Raw genomic sequence first — 22178 nt, 5'->3', positions numbered from 1 at the left:
TCTCATTTTCCTTATTATTTTTTTAATGAGTATATAGTTCGAACTCCTTTATTTTCATCTAGAGAATTTCGAATGAAATTAGAAAAAGATCAATTATCAAGTAATGAATTGAAAGGAATTTGTAATGATCCAATCTTTCAAGAGGCTATTTATTTAGCATCCCCTTACTTTTATCAGGAACTCAGGCAATGGTTGAATTCAAATGGGGAATTATCACCAGACCAGCATCTAAAAGTTAAAAATACCATAATTAAATATTATAGCCGAATGAGTACACGATGTACGCCATTCGGGCTTTTTTCAGGGATTGGGTTAGGTATATTTAATAAGGAAATAACGGAAAGTAATAAAAAAAATAATCAAAAGCTCTCTGATTCAGCGAAAATCCGAGACACAAAACTTGATATGCATTTTCTGGTTTCTTTAGCAAAGTATCTGACAGACATTCCTTCCTATAAAAATCAACTTTTTTATTCTCCCAATAACAGTATTTATAGAGTAGGAGATAATATTCGCTATGTTGAATATCAGTATACCAATGGAAAAAGAGACTATATCATTTCTTCTGCTCCGTTTTCACACGAACTTGAACATGTGATGGATTTTTCTCAACAAGGAAAAACTATTGGGGAAATTGTTAAAAGTCTTGTTAATAATGAAATAAAAGAAGAAGAAGCTCAGGTATTTATAAATGAGTTAATTGATAACCAAGTTTTGATAAGTGAGCTGGAACCGAACGTTTCAGGAGAAGATTTTTTAGAAGTTATATTATGTGTTTTAAACAGAATAGAGGCTAGGGAGGAAGAAGATATTTTGATTTCTATAAAAAATAAACTGGATGCGTTGGATTTAAACATAGGAAATCCTATTTCTCAATATTTGGAAATTGAAAAATTGATTCAATCTTTTCATGCTAAATATGAACAGAAATATCTTTTCCAGACAGATCTGTATTTTAAGAATACAGTAGAGCTTCCTGTTTATTGGACAAAAGAGATTAAAAAAGGGATTAGTTTTCTAAATAAAATTACACAACCTTATAAAGACACTCACCTCAATAAATTTAAAAAAGCATTTTATGAGAGATTTGAAACTCGGGAAATGCCCTTATCTTATGTTTTAGATACAGAAATAGGAATTGGGTACAGGCAGGATATTTCGGCAAAAGGTATTCATTCCTATTTAGATGATTTGGTGTTTCCTGTTCTTCCGGATAAACAAAATCTTAAGATAGAGCTTACTCCTATCCAAAAAATTCTTAATGAAAAATTACAAGAAGCTTTACTGGATAAAAAATTTACAATTGAGTTATATGATGAGGATTTTAAAGGCTTTGAGGAGAATTGGGATGATTTACCAAATACCATGTCTTTTATGGCAGAAATAATATCTGAAAATAGTTATGAAAAATTATATATAGGAAGTGGAGGGGGAAGTAGTGCTGCAAATCTTCTTGGAAGATTCTGTTCCGAAAAATCGGAGGTAAAGGGTTTAACAAAAAAAATAACTGAAAAAGAAGAAGATTTTCATACTGATTCTCTTTTAGCAGAAATAATTCACTTACCACAAGCAAGATTAGGCAATGTGATAAGACGACCAACATTAAGAAGCTATGAAATCCCTTATCTGGCACAATCTATTTTACCACCAGAGAACCAGATATCTATTAACGATCTATATATATCTTTGAGAAATGATAGAATCATTTTGCGTTCCAAGAAATTAAATAAAGAAATTATACCTTGTTTAACTAATGCTCATAATTACTATACGGATACTTTACCTATTTATCATTTCTTATCAGATCTCCATTCCCAAAATAGCCGTACAGAACTATATTTTAATTGGGGCGGATTGAATAAGATTTATAAATTTTTACCTAGAATAGAATATAACAATGTCATTCTGTCAAAAGCTCAGTGGAATATTATTGATAAGGATATTGACTCTTTGGAAGTGTTAATAGAAGATAAAGAACAAGTATTGTCAAAATTAAAAATCTGGAGAAATAAAAGAAATATTCCTCAATGGATTCAATGGGTAAAATATGATAACACCTTACCTATAAATTTAGAGAATTATGATATGGTAAGAATTTTTATCCAAACTATAAGAAAAGAAAAATCAATCATCATTAGTGAATTTTTATACAATGAAAATGATGATTATAAGCACGAGTTTGTTTTTTCAATATATAAAAACATGAAACTGTAGATTATGGTAAAAAGACAATTTTTTCTAGAAGATGAATGGCTGTATCTGAAAATTTATGCAGGTATAAAGATTTCGGATATTCTTTTGGAAGTTGCTATTATACCAGTCATCGAATGGTGTAAGGAAAGAAATTATATTTCTCAATTTTTTTTTATTCGATACAATGATCCAAAACCACATATAAGACTTAGAATTAAATTAAAAAATACTAAGAGTTACAATGAAGTCTTAAATAAGGCCAGTAATGTTTTTAAAAAATTTATTGATAGCGGAGAAATTTCAAATATTTCAGTTGATGTCTACAATAGGGAAGTTGAAAGATATGGACAGAATACTATTGAAGATGCGGAAGCTTTATTCTGTATCAATAGTGAATACACATTACAATGTTTGCATTTTGATGACGAAGAGAAAATAATTGTCAGCCTTTTTTACATTGATGAAGTACTAAATAGAATTAATCTTAATATTCAGGAGAAACTTGAGTGGATAAAAGTTTTTAATGATGCATTTAAAAAGGAATTTAATGCAGATAAAAAGCTTAACAGCCAGTTAGATAGGAAATACCGGGAATTTAAGCCAAAATTTATTGATTTTCTTAAATCAGAAGAATTTTCGGAGGAAAGACATTTTCTTATTTCTAATGTTGAAGAAAGTGCAGCCGTTTTACAGAACATTAAATTTCACAATGATAATAAGTCTTTAGAAATACCTTTGCATACTTTCTTTCAAAGTATTTTTCACATGAATATCAATCGACTTTTTGTTTCCAATCAAAGAGTATTTGAGATGGTGATTTATGATTATTTAGTAAGATATTATAAAACTATCGCTTACCGTTCTCTGTAAAGAAAGATTTTAAATTGCTAACTTTGTAATCTCCAAGGGTTATCGTAGAAGTAATATTTTGTTATTGATAGCACAAGTGGGAATTTATAAGAACAAAAAATAAAGCAATGTCCATAACAAACGAATCTGAATTAATAGGAATGCAAAAGGCAAGTGAAGCTGTTGCCTATACTTTAAAGGAAATGATCAATTATGCTCAGCCAGGTATGACAACAAAGGATCTTGATGAATACGGAGCAAAAATTTTATCCGACTTTGGAGCGAAATCTGCACCTTATCTGACGTATGGATTTCCGGGGTGGACATGCATCAGTGTAGATAATGAATTCTGTCATGGTATTCCGACCGAAGAAAGGATTTTAAAAGAAGGTGATTTAATAAATATTGATGTTTCAGCGGAACTCAATGGATTCTGGGCGGATAATGGAGGATCTTTTATTATTGGAAAGGATATCAACCAGCATCAGAAATTAGTGGATGCTTCTAAAGCTATTTTAGAAAAAGCAATCAGTAATATAAAAGGTGGAGTCAAAATAGCAGATATTGGATTTCTTATGGAAACTGAAGCTAAAAAAAGAGGCTTTAGAGTGATTAAGAATTTAGCAGGACATGGTATCGGAAGAAGTTTGCATGAGCAGCCTGACGAATTATTTAATTATAAAAACCGTTTTGATTCCCGGAGGTTCAAAAAAAATTCCGTGGTTGCGATAGAGACATTTATCTCGACCTCTTCAAATCTCGCCGTAGAATTAAATGACGGATGGACCATGGTAGGTAATAACGGAGGCTATATGGCACAACATGAACACACTATTGTGGTTACTGATGGGAAGCCGATCATTTTAACAGAAATGAATGGAATATTAAACTAAGGATTTAATTGAAATAAATACATAAAACCGCTTACAGAAATGTGAGCGTTTTTTTGTACTTATGTATCGATCGTATGCTGAAAATATAGATCATCAAATCCCATTGTTAGATTGTTTTTGGAATATAAATCATATTTGCTTTCTTTGTATGGTGAATTAAAAGATCAATGAAAAGAACATATTTTATTATAGCCGTTAATTTGGTTTCCTGTACACTGATTAATGCTCAAAAAACAAATTTAGCACCTTCAGCACCAGTTACTGATGAATATTTCGGAACTAAAATAGTAGATGAATACAGAAATTTAGAAGATTTAAAAGATCCGGCTACAATTAACTGGATGAAATCTCAGGCTGATTATACCGATTCTGTACTTGGTGAACTCCCGTACAAAAAATATTTTGTGGATGAGAGATTGAAATTTGACAAGAGGACTGGATATTCAGTATCAACTTTAAAAATAACGGGCGGTGACTTATACTTTTATTTAAAAAAAGCAGCAGACGACAAATATCAAAAATTATACTACAGAAAAGGATTTAAGGGAAAAGAAGAGTTTTTATATGATCCTGCAACTTTTATTTCCACCTTCGATCCGGGTTCAACACAGAAACATAATTTCACAATTAATTTTCTGAGTCCAAGCTGGGATGGGAGTAAGATTGCAATCTCGATGTCCGAGAATGGAAAGGAAATTTCTGAAGTCATTATCATGGATGTAAAGACAAAACAGATCTATCCGGAGGTAATTACCAATCTTGAGCCTACAACTGTTGGTCAGGTAAAATGGCTGGAAGATAATAACAGCTTCTTTTACACTTATTTTCCGGTGACAGATTCAAACTCTCCGGAGTACACAAAAAATACAGAAGTAACTTTTTACAGATTGGGTGAAGATCCGAAAAAACGTAAAAATGTTTTTTCAAGAGTAAATAATCCAGAATTAAATATTGATGAAGGCCGATTCCCGGGGATTGTTCAGTTCAATCAGAATGATCCTTATTTTATTGGGAATCTGGGTGATGTAGATGATTTTACCGATACATTTATCATCAGCAGGAAAGATTTTGAAAAAGGAATTAAAAGCTGGAAACCCCTCTACTATAAGGCAGATAAGGTATATGAGAAAAAACCGGTAGGAAAAGAAGTCTATTTTATGTCGGGATATAACTCACCAAACTTTAAACTTTGTAAAACCGATCTTGAAAAACCGGATTTTAAAAATCCTGAAATTCTGGTTCCTGAAAAAAAGGATGAAACCATTAAAAGTTTTGAAATTACAAAAGATGGAATGTATTATACAACAACCAAAAATGGTGTTGATGCAAGATTCTATCTGTATAGAAATGGAAAAGATATTCCAATAAAACTACCTTTTGTCGCAGGAAGTGTTTCTATTGAGATAAAAGGTAAAGAGTATTCTGATGTCTGGATTTATTGTTCCGGCTGGGCCAATGAAACAAGAAGATTAAAATATGATTTGAAAACGAATCAGTTTGAAGAAGAAAATCTGGCACCATTGATTGCTTATCCTGAATTTGAAGGTGTAGTTGTTGAAGAAACAAGTATAAAAGCAAGAGACGGGGTAGAAGTTCCTTTGACATTGGTTTATGATAAAAATATTAAAAAAACCGGAAATATTCCTGTTTTGATAGAGTCTTACGGAAGCTACGGAATGTCGTATAGTCCATTCTTTGCAAGAAGCTTTGGTATGTGGGCTAAAAAAGGCGGTATGGTTGCTATTGCCCACGTAAGAGGCGGTGGTGAAAAAGGGGAAATCTGGCATAAAGCAGGCTACAAACAAACGAAGCCCAATACCTGGAGAGATCTAATAGATTGTACTGAATATCTGATTAAAGAAGGCTACACTTCAAAGGAAAAGGTAGCCATCTGGGGAGGTAGTGCAGGTGGAATTACTGTTGGAAGAGCTGTTACAGAGAGACCAGATCTATTTAAAGCAGTGATTGTTGATGTAGGCTCTACTAATACGATCAGAAGTGAAATTACACCTAATGGCCCTGGAAATATTCCTGAGTTTGGAACAGTAACTAAGCCTGATGAATTTAAAGCTTTATTGGAAATGGATGCTTTCCACCACATAAAAAAAGGAGAAAAATATCCTGCTACTTTGATTACAACCGGGATTAATGACAGCAGGGTTGTTTCATGGATGCCCGCTAAATTTGCCGCGAAACTAATGGCAAATGACGCTTCTGACAATCCAATACTTTTTAAAGTAGATTACGAAGGTGGACATATGGGTGGTGCTGATCTTGCGCGTGCATATGCCAATGTAGGAGAAGTTTTTGCTTTTGTTGCCTGGCAATTAGGACTTCCCGGTTATCAACCAAAAGAAAATAAAAAGAAATAAATTTTAAGACAATTCTTTGATTTTATTAAATAAGAAACGGACTTTTTTGAATTCTCAAAAAGTCCGTTTCTGTTATTAACAATTAAAATTTTATTTATTTTCCGCCGCCACCGTTTTTCTCAACATCGGTTTTGGTGTTTGTCTTTACTTTTTGATTTCCAAATCTTTTTACGAATGAAAGTGAGAAACCATACCAATCCGACTGTGTAGAATTTCTAAAGGCTCCGACCGGACTGAAGGTAGTTGAATCAAAATTAGGTCTCTGGAAAATATTCATCAGCTGTAGGCTGACTTCCATCTGTGTTTTAGGAAATATTTTAGTTACAGAAATATTATGAAAAACATTCGTGTTGTTCGCATAAGAATTTCCGTTGTTTTGATTGGATACTTCTACCCATGCACTCAGATTGATGTTCTTATTAAAAAGATTGGTGTAAGAGATATTAGTGGATCCACCCCAATAACTGATATACTTAGCTCCCTTCAAATCATTTTTTGTATTAAAATCGCTGTTGTCAATATAGTACCATCCAAATCCGACATTCACACTTAGTTTGTTTTTCAGAAAGGTCTGATTGGTATTGGCAAAAAGATAATACTTTTGAACCCGGCCGCTAAAATTTCCTGGGTAGGTAATTGTCTTGTCTTTTTGTGGCGGTGTATTTTCTTCAGTAGTATAAGTTGTCCAATAGTCCTGATTGGTATACATATACCTTGCAGAAATAAAATATTTTTTCAGAATTCCGAATTTCATATAAAGTCTGTCACTAGGATTGGGTTGTAAATCCATATTTCCTCTGGAATAGAATCCATCATAATTAGGGATAAGAAAAGGATTGAATTCCGTATACCACGGACGCCAGATATTACGGTTATAGGTCAAACTCAAATCATATTTATCTGAAAAATTGTATTTCAGCAATATGTTGGGAAGAAAAGTACCATAAGAATCTTTTCTTGAAGTACCTGCTATATCCTGTCGCAGTTTGAAACTAATATATTCATAGCGGATTCCGATTCTGGTTTCCAGCTTTTTGAAAAAGGTTTTGCTATAGTTGGCATAAACGGAATTAATATTATCCTGATAATGGAAATTATCATTTGTTCTTAAACTGCTGTCTATCATATTTCCAGACAGATCATATGGAGCTACATTGTTATTGAAGTCCATTTTTCCACCCACTTCAAATGTTGCTCCTGATTTCCCTAAAGGTTGCGTATAGTCTACTTTTAGATAATAGTTACGGGTTTGATTATGAGAATTAATTCCTATTTGATCCAACGTGGATTTATTACTGTAATTTGTTATTAGATCATTAGTGTCTTTTTGAGAATCATAATTTGTACCGATATTAATATCTAAAATTTTATTTTTTTCTTTATCATAATATTTATAGAAAACATTGGTTCCCAGGGTACGGCTCATGCCGGTTAAATCCTGATTTCGGTTATATGAGTCCTTAAAAACATCATTTGCGTAATGTATTCCTTCTGCATCTGAAAAAGTAGATCTTTTGCTCTGATAGTATTCCAGAATAACCCCAACATTATTTTTATCATTCAGTTCATATTCTGAAGTAGAAGATAAAGAAGGGCTTTTGTTTCGGTCCGTATTTATGATATTGATGGAGGTAACATCATTATCCTTGTATAAAGACTGGGTGTTGGAATTTTTTTGTGACCACGTATTATCACTGTAGCTTCCAATAAGGGTCTGCGTAAATTTTTTCTTATGATAATTAAGATTAAAATTGGTGTATTGTGAGTTTTTTCTATTTTGTCTGTTGTTCAGGGTAACACTTCCTTTCATCCCTTCATCATCACGTTTTTTCAATACGATGTTGATTACCGATCCGGCACTTTCATAACGCGAAGAAGGACTGGTGATCACTTCTATTTTCATCAGGTTGTCTGCTGGGATCGTAGCCAGATATTCTTTCAGCTCTTTTCCTGTAAAAACTGATTTTCTGTCATTGATATAAACAGTAACCTTTTCACCTTCAGCTTTTATAACATCGTTATTATCAATACTAACCAAAGGAGTCATTCTAAGAACATCCCAGGTAGTATTTCCTGCAAGGATAGAACTATTGGCTACATTAAAAACAGTTCTGTCAACTTTAGATTCTACTGTTGGTTTTCTGACAACAAGGGTAACAGCTTCTATGTCTTTTTGTTTAACCGAATCTTTTTTTACCTGAGCTAAAGATAAAGAAGCGGTTAATATCGCGATTGTAGATATAATTATTTTCATTTTCAAGGGGGCGTTTCAATTGATAAGACAACCGACCTGTGATATATGTTACATCAGTTTGTGAAAAAATGAAAAAAAAATAATGCTTATTTGGATAGTGACGATCTTGAAGATAATTGGTTTGAAGAATAAAGTAAAAAAGACTGTCTTTTGAGACAGCCTTTCGCTTATTATAAAAAAATAGAACCATTATGGCTCTGGATGAGTTGTCGGTGTATGGATAATATCATAATACACTGACTGATTGTTTGCGTCAGGAAACACTCTATAGGTAAATTCCTGTTTCGTTAATACCGTAATTTTTACGACTCTCGTGAAAAGAACATTCCCATTATTGTCTTTTGCAACAATGGTTCTTGTAGTTCCATCTGCAGAAATAGACCAATCGCCATGCATCTTTGGAGAGTTATCCAGGTTGTACATCGTAAATGTTCCATCTGCCTTGAAATAGGCAAATCCCACAAAATTAGCTACGTTTGAATCTGTTAAGGGAACAGACTGTCCGTTCTGATTTTTAGCGTTTGTCGTTTCCCAGGGGGTAGAAGCCAGTACTTGTGAAGGAGTAAGCTCAGGTTCTACAACTACGATCTCTTCATCATTATCTGAACATGATGCAGCGGTAATTGTTAAAGCAAACATTGCTAAGAGATAACATAATTTTTTTAATGCATTCATAATGGATAGGTTTTAAACAGAGCAAACTTATTCTATATAAAAATCAAAAAATTGTATGAAATATCTCATTTGTTGTAAAAAGTATCATTGATTGTTGCTATTTTTTGATACGTCAAAAGCTATAACTTATAATCACTAATACATTTGATATTTGTAAATTTGAATATTCAAGATGACATAGAGTATGTATGATGAAACACTTATCCTTGATAAAGAGATAAAGGATTCTTTTCAGGTAAAAAAACTTACCCAATCGGTTTTCGGGGAAGCTGATGTAATAAGTGTTACCTATAATCGGGTACTGATCATCCATGAAGGAAAAGGCACACTTATTATTGATGATAATGAATTTGATATAGAAGGATCAGAAGTATTTGTTATATCAAAAGGACAGGTGTTTTCTTTTTCTTACCAAACGAAATGGTCGGGATTTGAAATAAGCTTCGGTGACTGTTTCTGGGAAAGGGCACCTTCAAGTGCTTCTAATTGTAAATTATTACTGTTCAATGATGCTGCTCTTCATCAGAGATTATCTTTAAAAGAAAAAGATTTTTATGAACTGAATGCTATTTGTGAAATTCTCTTAAAAGAAAGTATAAGCAATGATTATCCCAATAAGCTTGATGCGATGGCGGCTTATTTAAAAATTCTTATGATTAAGCTTGCTAATGCTGCTCCAGCTTTTCAGGAAAGCCTTGACGATTTTGATAACCAGATCTATCGTCGTTTCCTGGAATTGGTTAATAAACAGTATAATCAAATGCATGATGTTTCATACTATGCAGACCAGTTAATGGTTACTCCTCGTAAACTTTCTGAAATATCTAAAAAGAAAAGTGGAAAAGGTGCTAAGGAAATCATAGCCGGACAAGTGATCGCCGAATCGAAACGGCAGCTGCAGTTTTCAGCTAAAACAATCAAGGAAATTGCTTATCAGCTTTCATTCAGTACACCAGAGCAGTTTAGCCATTTTTTCAAAAAGCAAACCAATACTTCGCCTTTGGATTATCGAAAGATCTTTGTAAATATTGGCAGGTAATACGAAGATTCTGACATTCCATACAAGGATGTCTAAACCTATTTTTGTATTCAATAAAATATAAAAATATGTCAGTTCAAAGATTAAAAAGTGTGGCCGGAATTAGTATTCCCGACAGTAAAATCGCTACAGAAGCTACCGAATTGTTATTAGAACACGGAACAGAATTTATCTATAATCATTCATTAAGGGTTTTTCTTTTTTCTTCATTAAATGGGAAGAGGAGAAATATGGAATATGACCAAGAGCTCCTTTATGTAAGTTCAGTCTTTCATGACCTGGGTTTGGTTTCACATTACAGCAGCGCGGATCTGAGATTTGAAGTTGATGGAGCCAATGCAGCCAGAGATTTTCTAAAAAGTCACGGTCTTCCAAAAGATCAGCTGCAATTGGTTTGGGATACGATAGCATTTCATACCACAATTGGAATTGCGGAACATAAAGAAAACGAAGTTGCTCTGATGTATTCCGGAGTAGGACTGGACGTGATGGGAGAAGGTTATGAACATCTTAGTGAGACCAATAGAAATGCAATTATAGAGGCATTCCCAAGAAATGATTTCAAAAATAAAATTATCCCAACATTCTTCGATGGATTTAAACATAAAACAGAGACAACTTTCGGAAATATTAAAGCCGATGTCTGTGCCTTTATGATTCCTAATTTCGAAAGAAAAAATTTCTGCAATTGTATCTTACATTCTCCATGGAGCGAGTAGATGTTTTATCGTAAATTTACATATTGATGAAAATTATCAATCATAAGGTATGGATTTACAACTTGAAAAAAACAAAGAAGTCGTTAAGCGTTTTAATAAAGAAGTAATTGAAAACGGTAATGTTGAGGTCTTCGAAGAATTAATGGATGATCATTTCATTAATCATTCTGCCCCACAAGGGGCTGACAATAGAAAACAGGGAATGATTAATACATTTAACTCTGTTTTGAGACCTGCAATGCCCGATATTCAGGTTACGATTCTTCAACAGATTGCAGAGGGGGATCTGGTTACCACCCGGAAAAATATTTCTGGAACTCATACCGGAAATTTCATGGGAATTGCTCCGTCTGGAAGAAGAATAAGTATTGATGTTATTGATATTGTGCGCCTTAAAAACGGTAAATACGCTGAACACTGGGGGATTAATAATTTGTCGGTTGTTTTAGCACAGTTGAGGAATAATGATTAGAAATTGAGAAAGAATAAAACAAAAATCCTTATCATTGATGAGGATTTTTTTTGTTCAAATTCAAATATTCCAAACCTTCAAAAAACATAATAGCTTGTCTTTAGCATTATTAGAGAATCTGTTATTTTTATAAAAAATTATATAATTATGTTCGAACTGTGTTCTTTGTTTTCAAATTCATGGAAAGAAAAATATGGGACTATTTTATCGGATGAACATCTGCAAAGTTTAGAGAAAAATATTCTGGCATATAAGAACGAGACTTTAAATTGGGATGTACCTTATTTTAATGAAGAGATAAAAGCAGATCGTGATCAGAGCTTTAGTAGTTTCATCAATATTTTTGAAGAAAACGATTCAGAAGAAAGAAAAGTTCGGAAGTTGGAGGCAATTCCATTTGAGTATTGGTTGGATATTCTGGGACAAAGACTTACCTCTGCAAGTATTCGTGATGAAAGAGCTATTCCACCTCTTAAACATATCCTGATCGATAGCTGTCAAAAACCTTTTAATGAAGAAATAACAATTGCTCAAAGAGCATGGGAAAAGCACCTTGGAAGGACGGAAGATATGTTTTGGGGCGAAATATCAGGGAATAATCTACAGAAACAGGAAAAAGTAATGGCGAAGATCAATGATGTCATTGAAAATAAAACATGGTGGAATGTATTCTTTCATTACAAGCATGAGCTTGTTTATGAAATAAGAGAGAAAAACGGTCATGGTATTCGCTGGAGCCATGGAGAAACCCAATTAATTGGCTTTCTGGAACCTTTTATCAATGAATAATTTCATGCAACGTAAAAAGATTGCGTACTAGGTTCTTTATTTTGCTGAAATTTTTTAGAAATGAAAAATATCTATAATAAGGGAACATTCCGATCGTATGAATATGGTAAGATTGGACCTTATCTGAAAAAGTATGGAAACAAGAAGTGGCGTAGAACTATACAAGCTGAAATAGAAGATCAATTGTGTGAATCTATTAGATTCCGAAAGCTCAGAAGGAAAAAGCAAAGATCGATCTGGGTAAAGATCACTAAAGAAGTCAATGGTAGAATACGCTCTAACCACAAAAAATTTTACAGCGAAAGATCTTTTAGAAGTGCTGTAAACAGTCCTCATGTTATAAGGTATTTTTATATGACTAAAACAAAAAAAGAAAAATGAATACATACATCGATATTGGCATTAACCTGACCAATAAACAGTTCAATAATGAACACGACGAAATAATTAACCGTGCTCTGGATAATGGAGTAGAACAGATGATCCTTACCGGAACAAGTGTACGTGGAAGTAAAGAATCTGCTGAAATTGCAGGGGAATATCCGGAGGTCTTATTTTCTACAGCTGGAATCCATCCTCATGATGCAAAATCTTTTAATGGTGAGAGTATGAATGAACTCCGTAAACTATTAGCGCTTTCTCATGTGATTTCAGTAGGAGAATGCGGACTTGATTTTGACCGTGATTTTTCTCCGAGGCCAATACAGGAAAAGTGTTATCAGGCACAACTTGAATTGGCTATAGAAATTAATAAACCTCTTTTCCTTCATGAAAGATCTGCTTTTAAAAGATTTAATGAAATTACGGATGACTATCTTTCCCATCTTCCTAAAGCTGTTGTTCACTGTTTTACTGGCACACCAGAAGAAGCAAAAGCCTATTTGGATAAGGGATTTTATCTTGGATTTACAGGAGCGATCAGCGATGAAAGAAGATTTAAACATCTCGAAGAAGTGATCAGATATGTTCCCTTGGATAGAATGATGATTGAAACAGATGCACCTTTCATGTTGCCTAAAAATATTTCAGCACGAAATCAAAATCGTCGTAATGAACCTGCATTTCTTCTTTATATTGCACAGACCATTGCCCATTTGAAGAAAATAAGCATTGCTGAAGTGGCAGAAGAAACAACAGAAGTCATCAGGAAATTTTTCAAATTATAAAAAAGAGCTCTACTGATTAAGTAAAGCTCTTTTTATTTTTGTTAAGCCGTGGATTTGTTTTCAGCTTTTAGATAGCTTTTAATGCTGATTCCAAAGCCAGCTCAATCATTGGCTTCAATGCTGTTTCTCTTTGGTCAGCTGAAATATTTTCATGAGTCGGAATAATATCAGTTACCGTAAGAATGGTCGCTGCATTTTTTCCTAAATGTTTAGCGTTGGCAAATAATCCAAAAGCTTCCATTTCCACAGCCGGACAATTATATTTTGTAGCAATTGCGGGAATAGTTAAATCCTTTCTGTAGAAAATATCACTACTGTGAATATTAATAGCCTTGGTTTTCAAAGATAGTTCTTCGGAAGTTGCATTAATGGTATCAAAAATATTTCCCTGGTGCGAAAGAATATCGTCTTCAATTTCCCAGGCAAATTTTGCGTAGGTACTCTCACTTGCAGCATTTTCAACATTAAGTATATCAAATACTTTCAGATCTGTAGTGTAGGCACCACAAGTTCCGATTCTGATAATAGTCTCTACATCATATTCTGTATACAATTCATAAGAATAAATTCCGATGCTTGGGAATCCCATTCCACTTGCTCCTACACTAATTTCTTTCCCTTTATAGAGACCGGTATAATATAAGATTCCTCTTGTTTTACTTACCAGTTTTGCATTTTCCAAAAAGTTTTCGGCAATATATTGTGCACGAAGCGGATCCCCCGGCTGTAATATTACTTTAGCAATTTCTCCTTTTTTTGCACTAATGTGAATACTCATAATATTATTTTGAATGACGGCAAAGATAATAACTTTTACATTGACAATGTCATTGCGAGGAGCAAAGCGACAAAGCAATCTCAATAGAAAAAGGATAGTAAATAGAACAATAATTTGAATAATATAGCTGTTTTCTACATAACAACACAATATTTGTTATTCTGAACAAAGTGAAAGAATTTACACAATCAATTTTTATCGCAGACAAAATCCTTGTGTCTTAAAAACATTCTTTTTTTATTCTTTTGTGTCTTTACGACTGACTTTAGGAGTAAATGTTATTTAATTCATAATCATTTACATAAAAATTTTATTCTCAAAGAAATAATTTTATTTTTGTTAGATGGTCGAAAATACATCTCCATTTTTGGATACGCTCTTTCTCCTTCGTAAAGAGGAGTGTATCACCATTTTTTCAAATATTCAAACCATATCAAAAAAAGAAGAACAGGATGCAGCAGATTATTTTGAATCCGAATTTGAAAAAGAAAGATTGGAGTTTTTATCAGACTACCTGATTTGTGATAAGGAAACAGCCGTTTGGGCAGCAAAAGTGTTTTATCATGCTGCACAACTGTATCTGGTGAGAGAGAATACAGCAAAAGACCTGGATCAGTTAATTCCTGAATTTAGAGGAGAGAAGAACGTATCAGCCTTACTATCTGCTGACCTGTCATTGAGATTTTTACCACAGATAATTACCGCTCTTCAAACTTTAGATCCAAACGATCCTTTAATTGGGCGACTGGAGAATATTCTTTCGCAGTTTCATTATTCGGGTGTAGAATATGATCTTGATCTTGGAAAAATCAATTGGGAAGAGGAGCTGGAAGATCCAAGCTTCCGGAAATTATATCTCGAAAGAATTGTAGAAAAGAGAGCCTACCGACTGGCTGAAATTCCCTATATTAATCAATTACTGATTGCTGAATTTGGCTTACATAAGGACGAATTGTGGCGAGAATTAAAAATTATTAACGAAGAAGAAAATAAATGATTCCAAATATTACAAAACTTAATACAGTACTCAATTATGTAAAAGATACTTTCGTAGGTAAAAACGATGTAGTTGACCTGCTTGGAATATGTCTTTTGGCAAGAGAAAATGCATTTTTATATGGACCTCCGGGAACTGCAAAATCGGCAATCGTAAGAACATTGTCACAAACTGTGAAAGACGGTAAAAATTTTGAGTATTTATTAACCCGTTTTACCGAACCGAATGAAATTTTCGGACCTTTTGATATCAGAAAATTAAAAGAAGGCGAGCTTCTTACCAATACCGAGGGAATGATGCCGGAAGCATCTATGGTTTTTTTAGATGAAATCTTTAATGCCAATTCCGCGATTTTGAATTCCCTTTTGATGGCGTTGAACGAAAAGATTTTCAAACGTGGAAAGGAAACAAAGCACCTGCCTGCTCTAATGTTTGTAGGTGCAAGTAATGTTTTGCCGGAAGATGAAGCACTGAATGCCTTATTTGACCGTTTTCTGATCAGGATTAATGTAGATTATGTAAATCCTGAGCTTCTTCAGCAAGTACTTTTGGCAGGACGGAAATTGGAAAATATTGTTGAAACAGATATTCCCGGAATTCAGGCTGATGAAATAAGGGAGCTTCAGAACCTATGTAAAACAGTAGATCTGAAACCTATTTATGAAGTGTATTTAAATACTATTATTAATCTTCGGAATACAGGAATTGCTATTTCTGACCGTAGGGCGGTAAAACTTCAGAATCTTATTGCTGCAAGTGCGTTGATCTGCGGAAGAAATGAAGCTATTCTTTCTGATCTTTGGGTACTGAAGCACATCTGGGATACGGAAGAACAGATTGAAATCCTGGAAGGGATCATCAACAGAACAATAGAAAAAGATGAAAATCCGCAAACCCATCCTCAGGCGTTACACAATAAAACCCCGAATCCGGAGGAAGTAATGAAAGATGTAAAAATTCTTACTGAAAAATGGAATAGCGGAGAAGTTACTTTTGAAGAGCAGAACGTGATCAAAGATAAATTAAGATACCTGCAGACACGTTGTGACTGGATCAAAAATCCTGAACAAAAACAATACATTCAACAGGAAATAGAAAGTTTATGGCAGAAGATCCTTCAAAGCGTATAAAAGACTTTTGGGCAGAACTGCCTCGTGGTGATGAAGATTTTTTAGGGTCTGTCAGAGACTGGAAAAATGTTCAGATTGCTTTAGAGGATGAGGTTATTTGGCTGAAAGGTTTTACAGAAGAACAGGTTGTTTCTCCTGAAATTCAGCAATTGCCCAATTTCCTTTTGTATGAGTTGAGAGATGGTTTGCTATTCAGAATGGATGCTTTAGTACCTGCTAAGAAAATGAGAACTGCACTATTATGGTCTCCAATTGATAAAGCTTTACGTCTGGTTTTACCACCATCCAATCAGAATTTTTTTGGAATCAGTGAAAAAGTTGAGGTGAAGCTAAAATCGAGTGCCGAAGAACAACCCGCAACAGCTTTGTTATGTTCAATGTCAGAAATTAAAGGAATGGTTACTGCATTACCTAATTTTAAGCTTAAAAAAAATGAATGGATCATTATTGAAGATAAAGCATTATTTCTGGGAACGCCATTATTAAGTTTTCCGGGAAAGACCTATTGGGAAAAAAATGGACATCTTTTGCCAACAGGTTTTGATTTTAAATTTAAAAATTTGAGTTTATTGTTACAGAGAAAATATAATGAACTTCAGGATCAATGGCTTTTATGGCAGGAAGATGGAAGTTATCTATCTATTAATAAAAAAGACTTCCGGAGATTATCTGCAAGCTCATACCGTCTTACTGAAAAAGCGAAAGAATGGATCTAAATGTATATTTCCAATCCTATGAAGGATATTTTTGGGAATGGATGACAGATGAAGATGTACGTGATGACACAGGATATCATGAGAATAATCTTGTTTCGATTCCAAATGTTGGAGCCATTGCATACAGACCTTATATTATTGAAGTTTTAAAAGAATTGCAACCGCAAGGAATTCCTCCTTTTGGAGCTTTGCTATTGGTATTGTATGCTACACAGGAAGGATATGTTAATTTTGACGGTATTTCTTATTACCTAAAAAAGCTGGAAGAGGAGGCAAAAACAGATCTGGAAATTGCTTCGATCATGAATTTCCTGGAAAATTTAAATCGATTGGGAGTGTCTTTTAAAAAAGGACAAAATAAGATATTGCTGCTACAGACACTGTTTAATAATTGTCACAACAGGCTATCAGCCGTTTCCAGTGAGTTCCTCTTAAAAAAGTTTGCAAAAAGTCCTTATACTCTTTCAAAAAGTGCCGAAAAAATAGCGGTAACACCATTATTTATACTAAAAGATACCCGGATTTTAGTCTGGCTCAATGAAAAATTTCCGACTTCAGAATCTATTATCGGTGCCATGAAAGGCTTTATTGATGAGCCTGAATTGGAAGATGAAATTGTAGAGGAAGAAACAACAGTAGAATCGAATAAAGATTTTATTCAGGAATTAATAGAGGATCCTAAAACATTTCAGGTAGGAAGTTTAATTAAAAGGATCTGGAGTGGACTTAAAATTCCCATGCGTCATCTTTCTCCGGGGGAGCAGCCAATTGGGGGGATATCCGATATGACGAATAAAGGAGAACTCCACAGAATGCTTTTATCAGAATTTGCCAATGAGGATGAGATTTTCATGAGCAGGGTAGCTAATAGCGAGACCCTTTATATTCAAAGGGAAATACCTCCTGAAGAAAATGTTTTCGAGAGAATTATTTTAATAGATACTTCTTTGAAAAACTGGGGAACCCCAAAAGTTTTAGCTTATGCATCTGCGATTGCTGTGATCAAGCATCCAAAAGCCAATTCACAATGCAAAGTTTTCACAGTCGGACAGACTAATATTCCTATTTCTCTGGATAAAGTGGAGAATGTAATAGATCACTTAAACCAGGTAAGTCCGGTTTTGGAAGTTTCCCAGGCATTAGATAAATTTTTTCAGGAAGAACATACAGAAAAGGATATTGAAGTATTTTTTATCACCAACCAGGAAAACCTCAGTAATGAAAACTTACAAAAGGTAATTCATGAAAACAGGGATCGATTGAAATTTTTGGTAACAACCTCTACTGATGGCGAATTGAATTTTTTTAAACACCATAAGGGTGCCCGTAAGCATATTCAAAAAATTATACTTCCGTTACAGGAATTATGGGCTAATCCACCACAAAGAAAACAAAAAGGGGATAGTCATTTATCAAGTGGCAAGAAAACGGATGTTCCAAAAAATTATCCTATTCTGTTTCCAACTCCAGTCAATAAAATAGCTACCTTTTTATATGAAGGGGAATTTTTTATTTTAAGTAATAAGAAACAATTGCTAAGAACCTATTTGTCCGATAATTATTATAATAAAGATTATTATGACCGTTATAGAATACATAGAGGATGTGAGGTTTTAATTGAAGATATCTCTGTTAAGCCCAGGGGACAGTTTGCTTTGGCGAAAAATAAACAGCAGCATTTTATTTTATGTCAGTATCAGGTTGATAAAAAGTTGATTTCTAAACTTAACCTTGTTACAAAAGAATATTCAGAGCTAAATCTCACTGGGAAAAATATTCCCGATGATTATAAATTGGTTTATTTCAATAAAAGTTTTTACCTCTACAATGCAGAATCTATCTGGATCTATCATATCAATATCGATGGAAACATCTCTTTTGAATCAGTAAAAAATGACAGAGAGATCGCTAAGAATGATTCAAAAGTGGAAGTAGAGATCAGGAAATTATCGAATAGTGGAATAAAAATTTTAAACAACTTTAATAATATTGGGATTAATGCGGAAGATAGCCTGGTGATTTCAAACAACCGACTGACTAAAGTATATGATAACTCACTGACTTTATTTAAAAATAATCACGAGATAAAGATTGCAGCCAATCAATATAAAAATAAATTTACTTTTTCAGATGGAAGTGAGGTTATAACTGATACCCGTGGAATATTAACATTTAAAAGCAGTAATAAAAATATTCCGGTATTTTATATCCCCTCCACAGAGCATGGCTTCCTGTCTCTAGCAACAAATACAGAATTTGGCGGAGCAGAATACTATCTGCCAGAAACTACTTTGCTTAAAATGAAAACGATAGAAGATATGTGTTCTGATTATCTGGAACCTTTTATTAATCAAATTTTGGAATATGGAGCTTAGAATAAAACCTTTTCCAAAAAATAACTATCCCAAGAAAGGAGTTCTGATTAAAGGTTCTTCACCATTGGTATGGTTTGAAGAAATGGATAAGTTGAAGATAGATCTTAATCTGGTAAAGACTTTTGCTATTCCTTCTAATGAACCTAATATTCTATACGGATGTTTCATTATTTTTACGGATCATGCTCCACTGGAAATTGGAAAGAATTCTTACTTTCAATGTATCGACGAGATTCTTTTTATTCCTGAGAATACCACTTTTTATCCCAAGATCAATCCCGAAGACTGGCATAATATAGATTCTAGATTTCTGGTAATGCATCCTGAATTTGGTTTGGTTAAATTATCAGAGGAGATCGACTGGATCTTAGTGCTTGAAGAACCGGAAAAGGCTAAACTTTTTATCAGGAAACCTTCAAACGGAGTCTATATTCCGCAGGAAATTAAAAGCTATACCGTAGAGATCGATGATGAAAAAATGATGGAATCACTCCAAAAATCACAGACTGAAGAAGAGTGGATGAAAAATCTTCCTTTTGATATGAAGAAAGTGATGGCGGGAAATAAAAGAGAAATTGAAAAATATTTAAAGTACATCGAAAAATACCCTGACCGTGCGATAGATCTTGGAGTTCCTTTGGATATTCTGGGAACTTCCAGAGGTGATGGTTTTGGAAAATTTAAATTCGATAATGGTTGGTTGAGCAGGTTGTTGGGTGGCGGTCGTGGAAATGGTAAACCCAGGGATTACCGATGGGTATTGCTTGCATTGTGGATTGTAATTATCGTTGGAAGGATTATTATCGGTTTTAGTAAAGATACACCTGAGACTGAAACCCCTGTTTCTTCAGGAAATGTAATTTCTAAAGATGCTTTAAAAAATCAGGATCCCGGTAAATTAGCTTTTGAATCCGGTCTTACTGAGATTGATATGAAAATTGATTCTCTATACAACGATGAGAGAAGAGATCTAATGAAAGAATATGCAACGGCAGCTTCTAAAGGCCCAAACGCAAAAGAGGTTGCAGAGGTTGAAAAGAAAGTCGAGAAATACAGAACGAAAGAAAATAAAACAAGAGACTTTCTTAAGAAAATATACAATAAGAAAATAGCTCAGCATATTGAAAGCAAGTCCAAAGATTATCAGCGGAAGATCTCCGATTCCATTAAAAAGGTAAATCCAAATAAGCCAGTCAACCAAGGGGTTGTAAAAAGTGTCTGGAGGAAAAAACAGGTTTTAATGGAGGACTCTCTGGGACGTCTTTACGGAACACTTGGAAATATTGAACCTCATTTTTCATCTGATCAAAATGCCAATACAAAGAAAACCTCAGGTTCAGGAGATTCTTCGGCCAAAAAGATTTCATTCTCTGAAATTGTCTGGTTAGTAATTCTAATTATAGGAAGTGTAGGCCTTTATTCCTATTTCTTCAGGAAAAAATCCTTAAACATTGGCGGTAATAACGTTCCGGGAGGAATCAAAATATTTTTAGTCATTGTCTTGGTTGGCATGCTGATCTATCTTTTCTATCCGCTGATTGAGATGTATGGCTACAACTGGTTCGTATGGCTTCTGGTTATTTGTGTAATCTTACTGATCTATCGTTTGTTCAGTGAAGATAAAACCATTTTAAAATCCGACGAAGATGAATAAGCAGAAGTTTATAGACAAATTTATCAGAGCATTTTTTATTCTGATATTTCTTAAAATATTAGGTCTTATTGCTCAGCTTTTTCATCAAAGCTTTTGGAGTGTTTTAGGAACTTTAGGTATTTTTATCATCGTTGCTATAATTATCCTTTTGGTCATGGTTAGTTTGAAGGATAAAGAAAGAGGGGATAAAGGCCTGGGGAAAAGAGGGGGTTCAGGTGGAAGCTTTTATCTTGAAAATTCACTTTTTGACAGAATCCGAAGTAAATATGAAGAACTTGCTGAAAAATACGTTAGTGAAGGAGATTATAAAAAAGCTGCAAAAGTATATATGAATCTCTTACAGGATAATTACAGGGCAGCCAAAACATTGGAAAACGGGGGATTATATAATGAAGCAGCAGTTATTTATCTTAAAAAATTAAATAATAAATCTGATGCTGCAATCTGCTATGAAAAAGCAAAACAATACAGAAAAGCGATTGATCTTTATAAAGAATTGGAGCAGAAAGAAAAAGTAGGCGATCTTTATAAAGAGATGAATGATGTGAAAAATGCTCATATCTATTATCAAATGGTGGCGGATGATTTTGTTGGAAACAACCAGATGGTAAAAGCGTCATTGATCTATCGCAAAAAAATGGAATCGCCACATGAAGCCCAGAAAGTTTTGTTAAAAGGCTGGGAAGAAAATAAAGATGCATTCAACTGTCTGAATAATTATTTTGCTAATATTTTTGATGTTAAACAATTGGAAAATCAAATTCAGGTTTTATATAAAGATACTCCCACAGATAAAAAGATCATGTACCTGGAAGCGATGAAGTATGAATTTAAAAAAGATCCAAAACTAAAGTCTGTGGCGAGAAATATTGCGTACCAGATTATTTCGGAAAAAGTGGAAACACATTCTGAAATTGTAAATGAATTAAAGCATTTCAATCCTGATGATCAGGTTATTTTAAAAGATATTTCGAGGTATAAAACGGGTAGGAATAAGATGTTTCGATAGGGAGGTAAAAGATTTTAAAATATTCTCGAAACCACTCCTAATACAGACTCTTATCCGTGAAATTAATCAACTAATTAAGAAAAATATTATCTTTGCGA

General features: G+C 33.7%; 19 protein-coding genes. 16 read left to right on the top strand and 3 right to left on the bottom strand.

The features are described from left to right. The first annotated feature begins 72 nt into the window (after positions 1-72). The 4 genes from NG806_RS11705 to NG806_RS11690 all read left to right on the top strand — a co-directional run bounded on the left by NG806_RS11705 (position 73) and on the right by NG806_RS11690 (position 6307). Entirely contained in the window at positions 73-2214 is a 2142-nt protein-coding gene (locus NG806_RS11705) for a lantibiotic dehydratase family protein (RefSeq protein WP_261509785.1), read from the top strand. 3 nt (positions 2215-2217) lie between these two features. Further along, complete coding sequence (locus NG806_RS11700) at positions 2218-3063, top strand: thiopeptide-type bacteriocin biosynthesis protein (protein ID WP_261509784.1); 846 nt, start codon at positions 2218-2220, stop codon at positions 3061-3063. A 107-nt stretch (positions 3064-3170) separates the two neighbouring features. Beyond that, positions 3171-3935, top strand: a complete 765-nt coding sequence (gene map / locus NG806_RS11695) for a type I methionyl aminopeptidase (protein ID WP_261509783.1) — start codon at positions 3171-3173, stop codon at positions 3933-3935. Positions 3936-4102: 167 nt separating this feature from the next. After that, complete coding sequence (locus NG806_RS11690; RefSeq protein WP_261509782.1) at positions 4103-6307, top strand: prolyl oligopeptidase family serine peptidase; 2205 nt, start codon at positions 4103-4105, stop codon at positions 6305-6307. Between the two features lie 94 nt (positions 6308-6401). Here NG806_RS11690 and NG806_RS11685 read toward each other — a convergent pair whose 3' ends face one another. Then, positions 6402-8561, bottom strand: a complete 2160-nt coding sequence (locus NG806_RS11685; RefSeq protein ID WP_261509781.1) for an outer membrane beta-barrel family protein — start codon at positions 8559-8561, stop codon at positions 6402-6404. Between the two features lie 189 nt (positions 8562-8750). Then, positions 8751-9236, bottom strand: coding sequence for a DUF4822 domain-containing protein (locus NG806_RS11680; RefSeq protein WP_261509780.1), 486 nt, complete (start codon positions 9234-9236; stop codon positions 8751-8753). Positions 9237-9420: 184 nt separating this feature from the next. Between NG806_RS11680 and NG806_RS11675 the strand changes: the two genes are divergently transcribed. From NG806_RS11675 to NG806_RS11650, 6 genes are all read left to right on the top strand, one after another. Continuing rightward, positions 9421-10275, top strand: a complete 855-nt coding sequence (locus tag NG806_RS11675) for a helix-turn-helix domain-containing protein (protein ID WP_261509779.1) — start codon at positions 9421-9423, stop codon at positions 10273-10275. Between the two features lie 68 nt (positions 10276-10343). Next, positions 10344-10994, top strand: a complete 651-nt coding sequence (locus NG806_RS11670) for an HD domain-containing protein (protein ID WP_214828545.1) — start codon at positions 10344-10346, stop codon at positions 10992-10994. Positions 10995-11043: 49 nt separating this feature from the next. Next, the gene (locus NG806_RS11665; RefSeq protein WP_214828548.1) at positions 11044-11466 is read left to right on the top strand and encodes an ester cyclase; all 423 of its coding nucleotides are present in this window, start codon (positions 11044-11046) and stop codon (positions 11464-11466) included. A gap of 147 nt (positions 11467-11613) precedes the next feature. After that, positions 11614-12255, top strand: a complete 642-nt coding sequence (locus tag NG806_RS11660; protein WP_261509777.1) for a hypothetical protein — start codon at positions 11614-11616, stop codon at positions 12253-12255. 60 nt (positions 12256-12315) lie between these two features. Continuing rightward, positions 12316-12636, top strand: coding sequence for a hypothetical protein (locus NG806_RS11655; RefSeq protein ID WP_261509776.1), 321 nt, complete (start codon positions 12316-12318; stop codon positions 12634-12636). Continuing rightward, positions 12633-13421, top strand: coding sequence for a TatD family hydrolase (locus NG806_RS11650; RefSeq protein WP_261509774.1), 789 nt, complete (start codon positions 12633-12635; stop codon positions 13419-13421). Before NG806_RS11655 ends, NG806_RS11650 begins: the two co-directional genes overlap by 4 nt. Before the next feature lie 67 nt (positions 13422-13488). Here the strand turns inward: NG806_RS11650 and deoD are convergent, their stop codons facing one another. Further along, a complete protein-coding gene (gene deoD, locus NG806_RS11645) occupies positions 13489-14199 on the bottom strand; it encodes a purine-nucleoside phosphorylase (protein ID WP_214828571.1) in 711 nt (236 codons plus the stop codon). A gap of 367 nt (positions 14200-14566) precedes the next feature. Between deoD and NG806_RS11640 the strand changes: the two genes are divergently transcribed. From NG806_RS11640 to NG806_RS11615, 6 genes are read left to right on the top strand one after another with little or no spacing between them, the layout of a single operon-like run. Next, the gene (locus NG806_RS11640; RefSeq protein WP_261509773.1) at positions 14567-15196 is read left to right on the top strand and encodes a hypothetical protein; all 630 of its coding nucleotides are present in this window, start codon (positions 14567-14569) and stop codon (positions 15194-15196) included. Beyond that, positions 15193-16326 carry an AAA family ATPase gene (locus NG806_RS11635; protein ID WP_214828588.1) on the top strand — a complete coding sequence of 378 codons (1134 nt, stop codon included), beginning with the start codon at positions 15193-15195 and terminating at the stop codon, positions 16324-16326. The genes NG806_RS11640 and NG806_RS11635 overlap by 4 nt, the downstream gene beginning before the upstream one ends. Beyond that, positions 16299-17042 carry a hypothetical protein gene (locus NG806_RS11630; RefSeq protein WP_261509771.1) on the top strand — a complete coding sequence of 248 codons (744 nt, stop codon included), beginning with the start codon at positions 16299-16301 and terminating at the stop codon, positions 17040-17042. Before NG806_RS11635 ends, NG806_RS11630 begins: the two co-directional genes overlap by 28 nt. Beyond that, positions 17033-19417 carry a hypothetical protein gene (locus tag NG806_RS11625; protein WP_261509770.1) on the top strand — a complete coding sequence of 795 codons (2385 nt, stop codon included), beginning with the start codon at positions 17033-17035 and terminating at the stop codon, positions 19415-19417. Before NG806_RS11630 ends, NG806_RS11625 begins: the two co-directional genes overlap by 10 nt. After that, entirely contained in the window at positions 19407-21071 is a 1665-nt protein-coding gene (locus NG806_RS11620) for an APC family permease (RefSeq protein ID WP_261509769.1), read from the top strand. Before NG806_RS11625 ends, NG806_RS11620 begins: the two co-directional genes overlap by 11 nt. After that, the gene (locus NG806_RS11615; RefSeq protein ID WP_261509768.1) at positions 21064-22080 is read left to right on the top strand and encodes a tetratricopeptide repeat protein; all 1017 of its coding nucleotides are present in this window, start codon (positions 21064-21066) and stop codon (positions 22078-22080) included. Before NG806_RS11620 ends, NG806_RS11615 begins: the two co-directional genes overlap by 8 nt. Positions 22081-22178 lie beyond the last annotated feature (98 nt).

Origin of the sequence: Chryseobacterium paludis (assembly GCF_025403485.1) — a bacterium.
GTDB classification, from domain to species: Bacteria; Bacteroidota; Bacteroidia; order Flavobacteriales; family Weeksellaceae; genus Chryseobacterium; species Chryseobacterium paludis.
This window is presented reverse-complemented; position numbering and strand designations above follow the sequence as displayed.

Bases quoted from the DNA above. Each gene is read 5' to 3' on its own strand.
- NG806_RS11685 (WP_261509781.1), bottom strand. From the start codon at position 8,561: ATGAAAATAATTATATCTACAATCGCGATATTAACCGCTTCTTTATCT.
- NG806_RS11690 (WP_261509782.1), top strand. From the start codon at position 4,103: ATGAAAAGAACATATTTTATTATAGCCGTTAATTTGGTTTCCTGTACA.
- NG806_RS11625 (WP_261509770.1), top strand. From the start codon at position 17,033: ATGGATCTAAATGTATATTTCCAATCCTATGAAGGATATTTTTGGGAA.
- map (WP_261509783.1), top strand. From the start codon at position 3,171: ATGTCCATAACAAACGAATCTGAATTAATAGGAATGCAAAAGGCAAGT.
- NG806_RS11660 (WP_261509777.1), top strand. From the start codon at position 11,614: ATGTTCGAACTGTGTTCTTTGTTTTCAAATTCATGGAAAGAAAAATAT.
- NG806_RS11655 (WP_261509776.1), top strand. From the start codon at position 12,316: ATGAAAAATATCTATAATAAGGGAACATTCCGATCGTATGAATATGGT.
- NG806_RS11615 (WP_261509768.1), top strand. From the start codon at position 21,064: ATGAATAAGCAGAAGTTTATAGACAAATTTATCAGAGCATTTTTTATT.
- deoD (WP_214828571.1), bottom strand. From the start codon at position 14,199: ATGAGTATTCACATTAGTGCAAAAAAAGGAGAAATTGCTAAAGTAATA.
- NG806_RS11650 (WP_261509774.1), top strand. From the start codon at position 12,633: ATGAATACATACATCGATATTGGCATTAACCTGACCAATAAACAGTTC.
- NG806_RS11620 (WP_261509769.1), top strand. From the start codon at position 19,407: ATGGAGCTTAGAATAAAACCTTTTCCAAAAAATAACTATCCCAAGAAA.
- NG806_RS11635 (WP_214828588.1), top strand. From the start codon at position 15,193: ATGATTCCAAATATTACAAAACTTAATACAGTACTCAATTATGTAAAA.
- NG806_RS11670 (WP_214828545.1), top strand. From the start codon at position 10,344: ATGTCAGTTCAAAGATTAAAAAGTGTGGCCGGAATTAGTATTCCCGAC.
- NG806_RS11705 (WP_261509785.1), top strand. From the start codon at position 73: ATGAAATTAGAAAAAGATCAATTATCAAGTAATGAATTGAAAGGAATT.
- NG806_RS11630 (WP_261509771.1), top strand. From the start codon at position 16,299: ATGGCAGAAGATCCTTCAAAGCGTATAAAAGACTTTTGGGCAGAACTG.
- NG806_RS11675 (WP_261509779.1), top strand. From the start codon at position 9,421: ATGTATGATGAAACACTTATCCTTGATAAAGAGATAAAGGATTCTTTT.
- NG806_RS11665 (WP_214828548.1), top strand. From the start codon at position 11,044: ATGGATTTACAACTTGAAAAAAACAAAGAAGTCGTTAAGCGTTTTAAT.
- NG806_RS11700 (WP_261509784.1), top strand. From the start codon at position 2,218: ATGGTAAAAAGACAATTTTTTCTAGAAGATGAATGGCTGTATCTGAAA.
- NG806_RS11680 (WP_261509780.1), bottom strand. From the start codon at position 9,236: ATGAATGCATTAAAAAAATTATGTTATCTCTTAGCAATGTTTGCTTTA.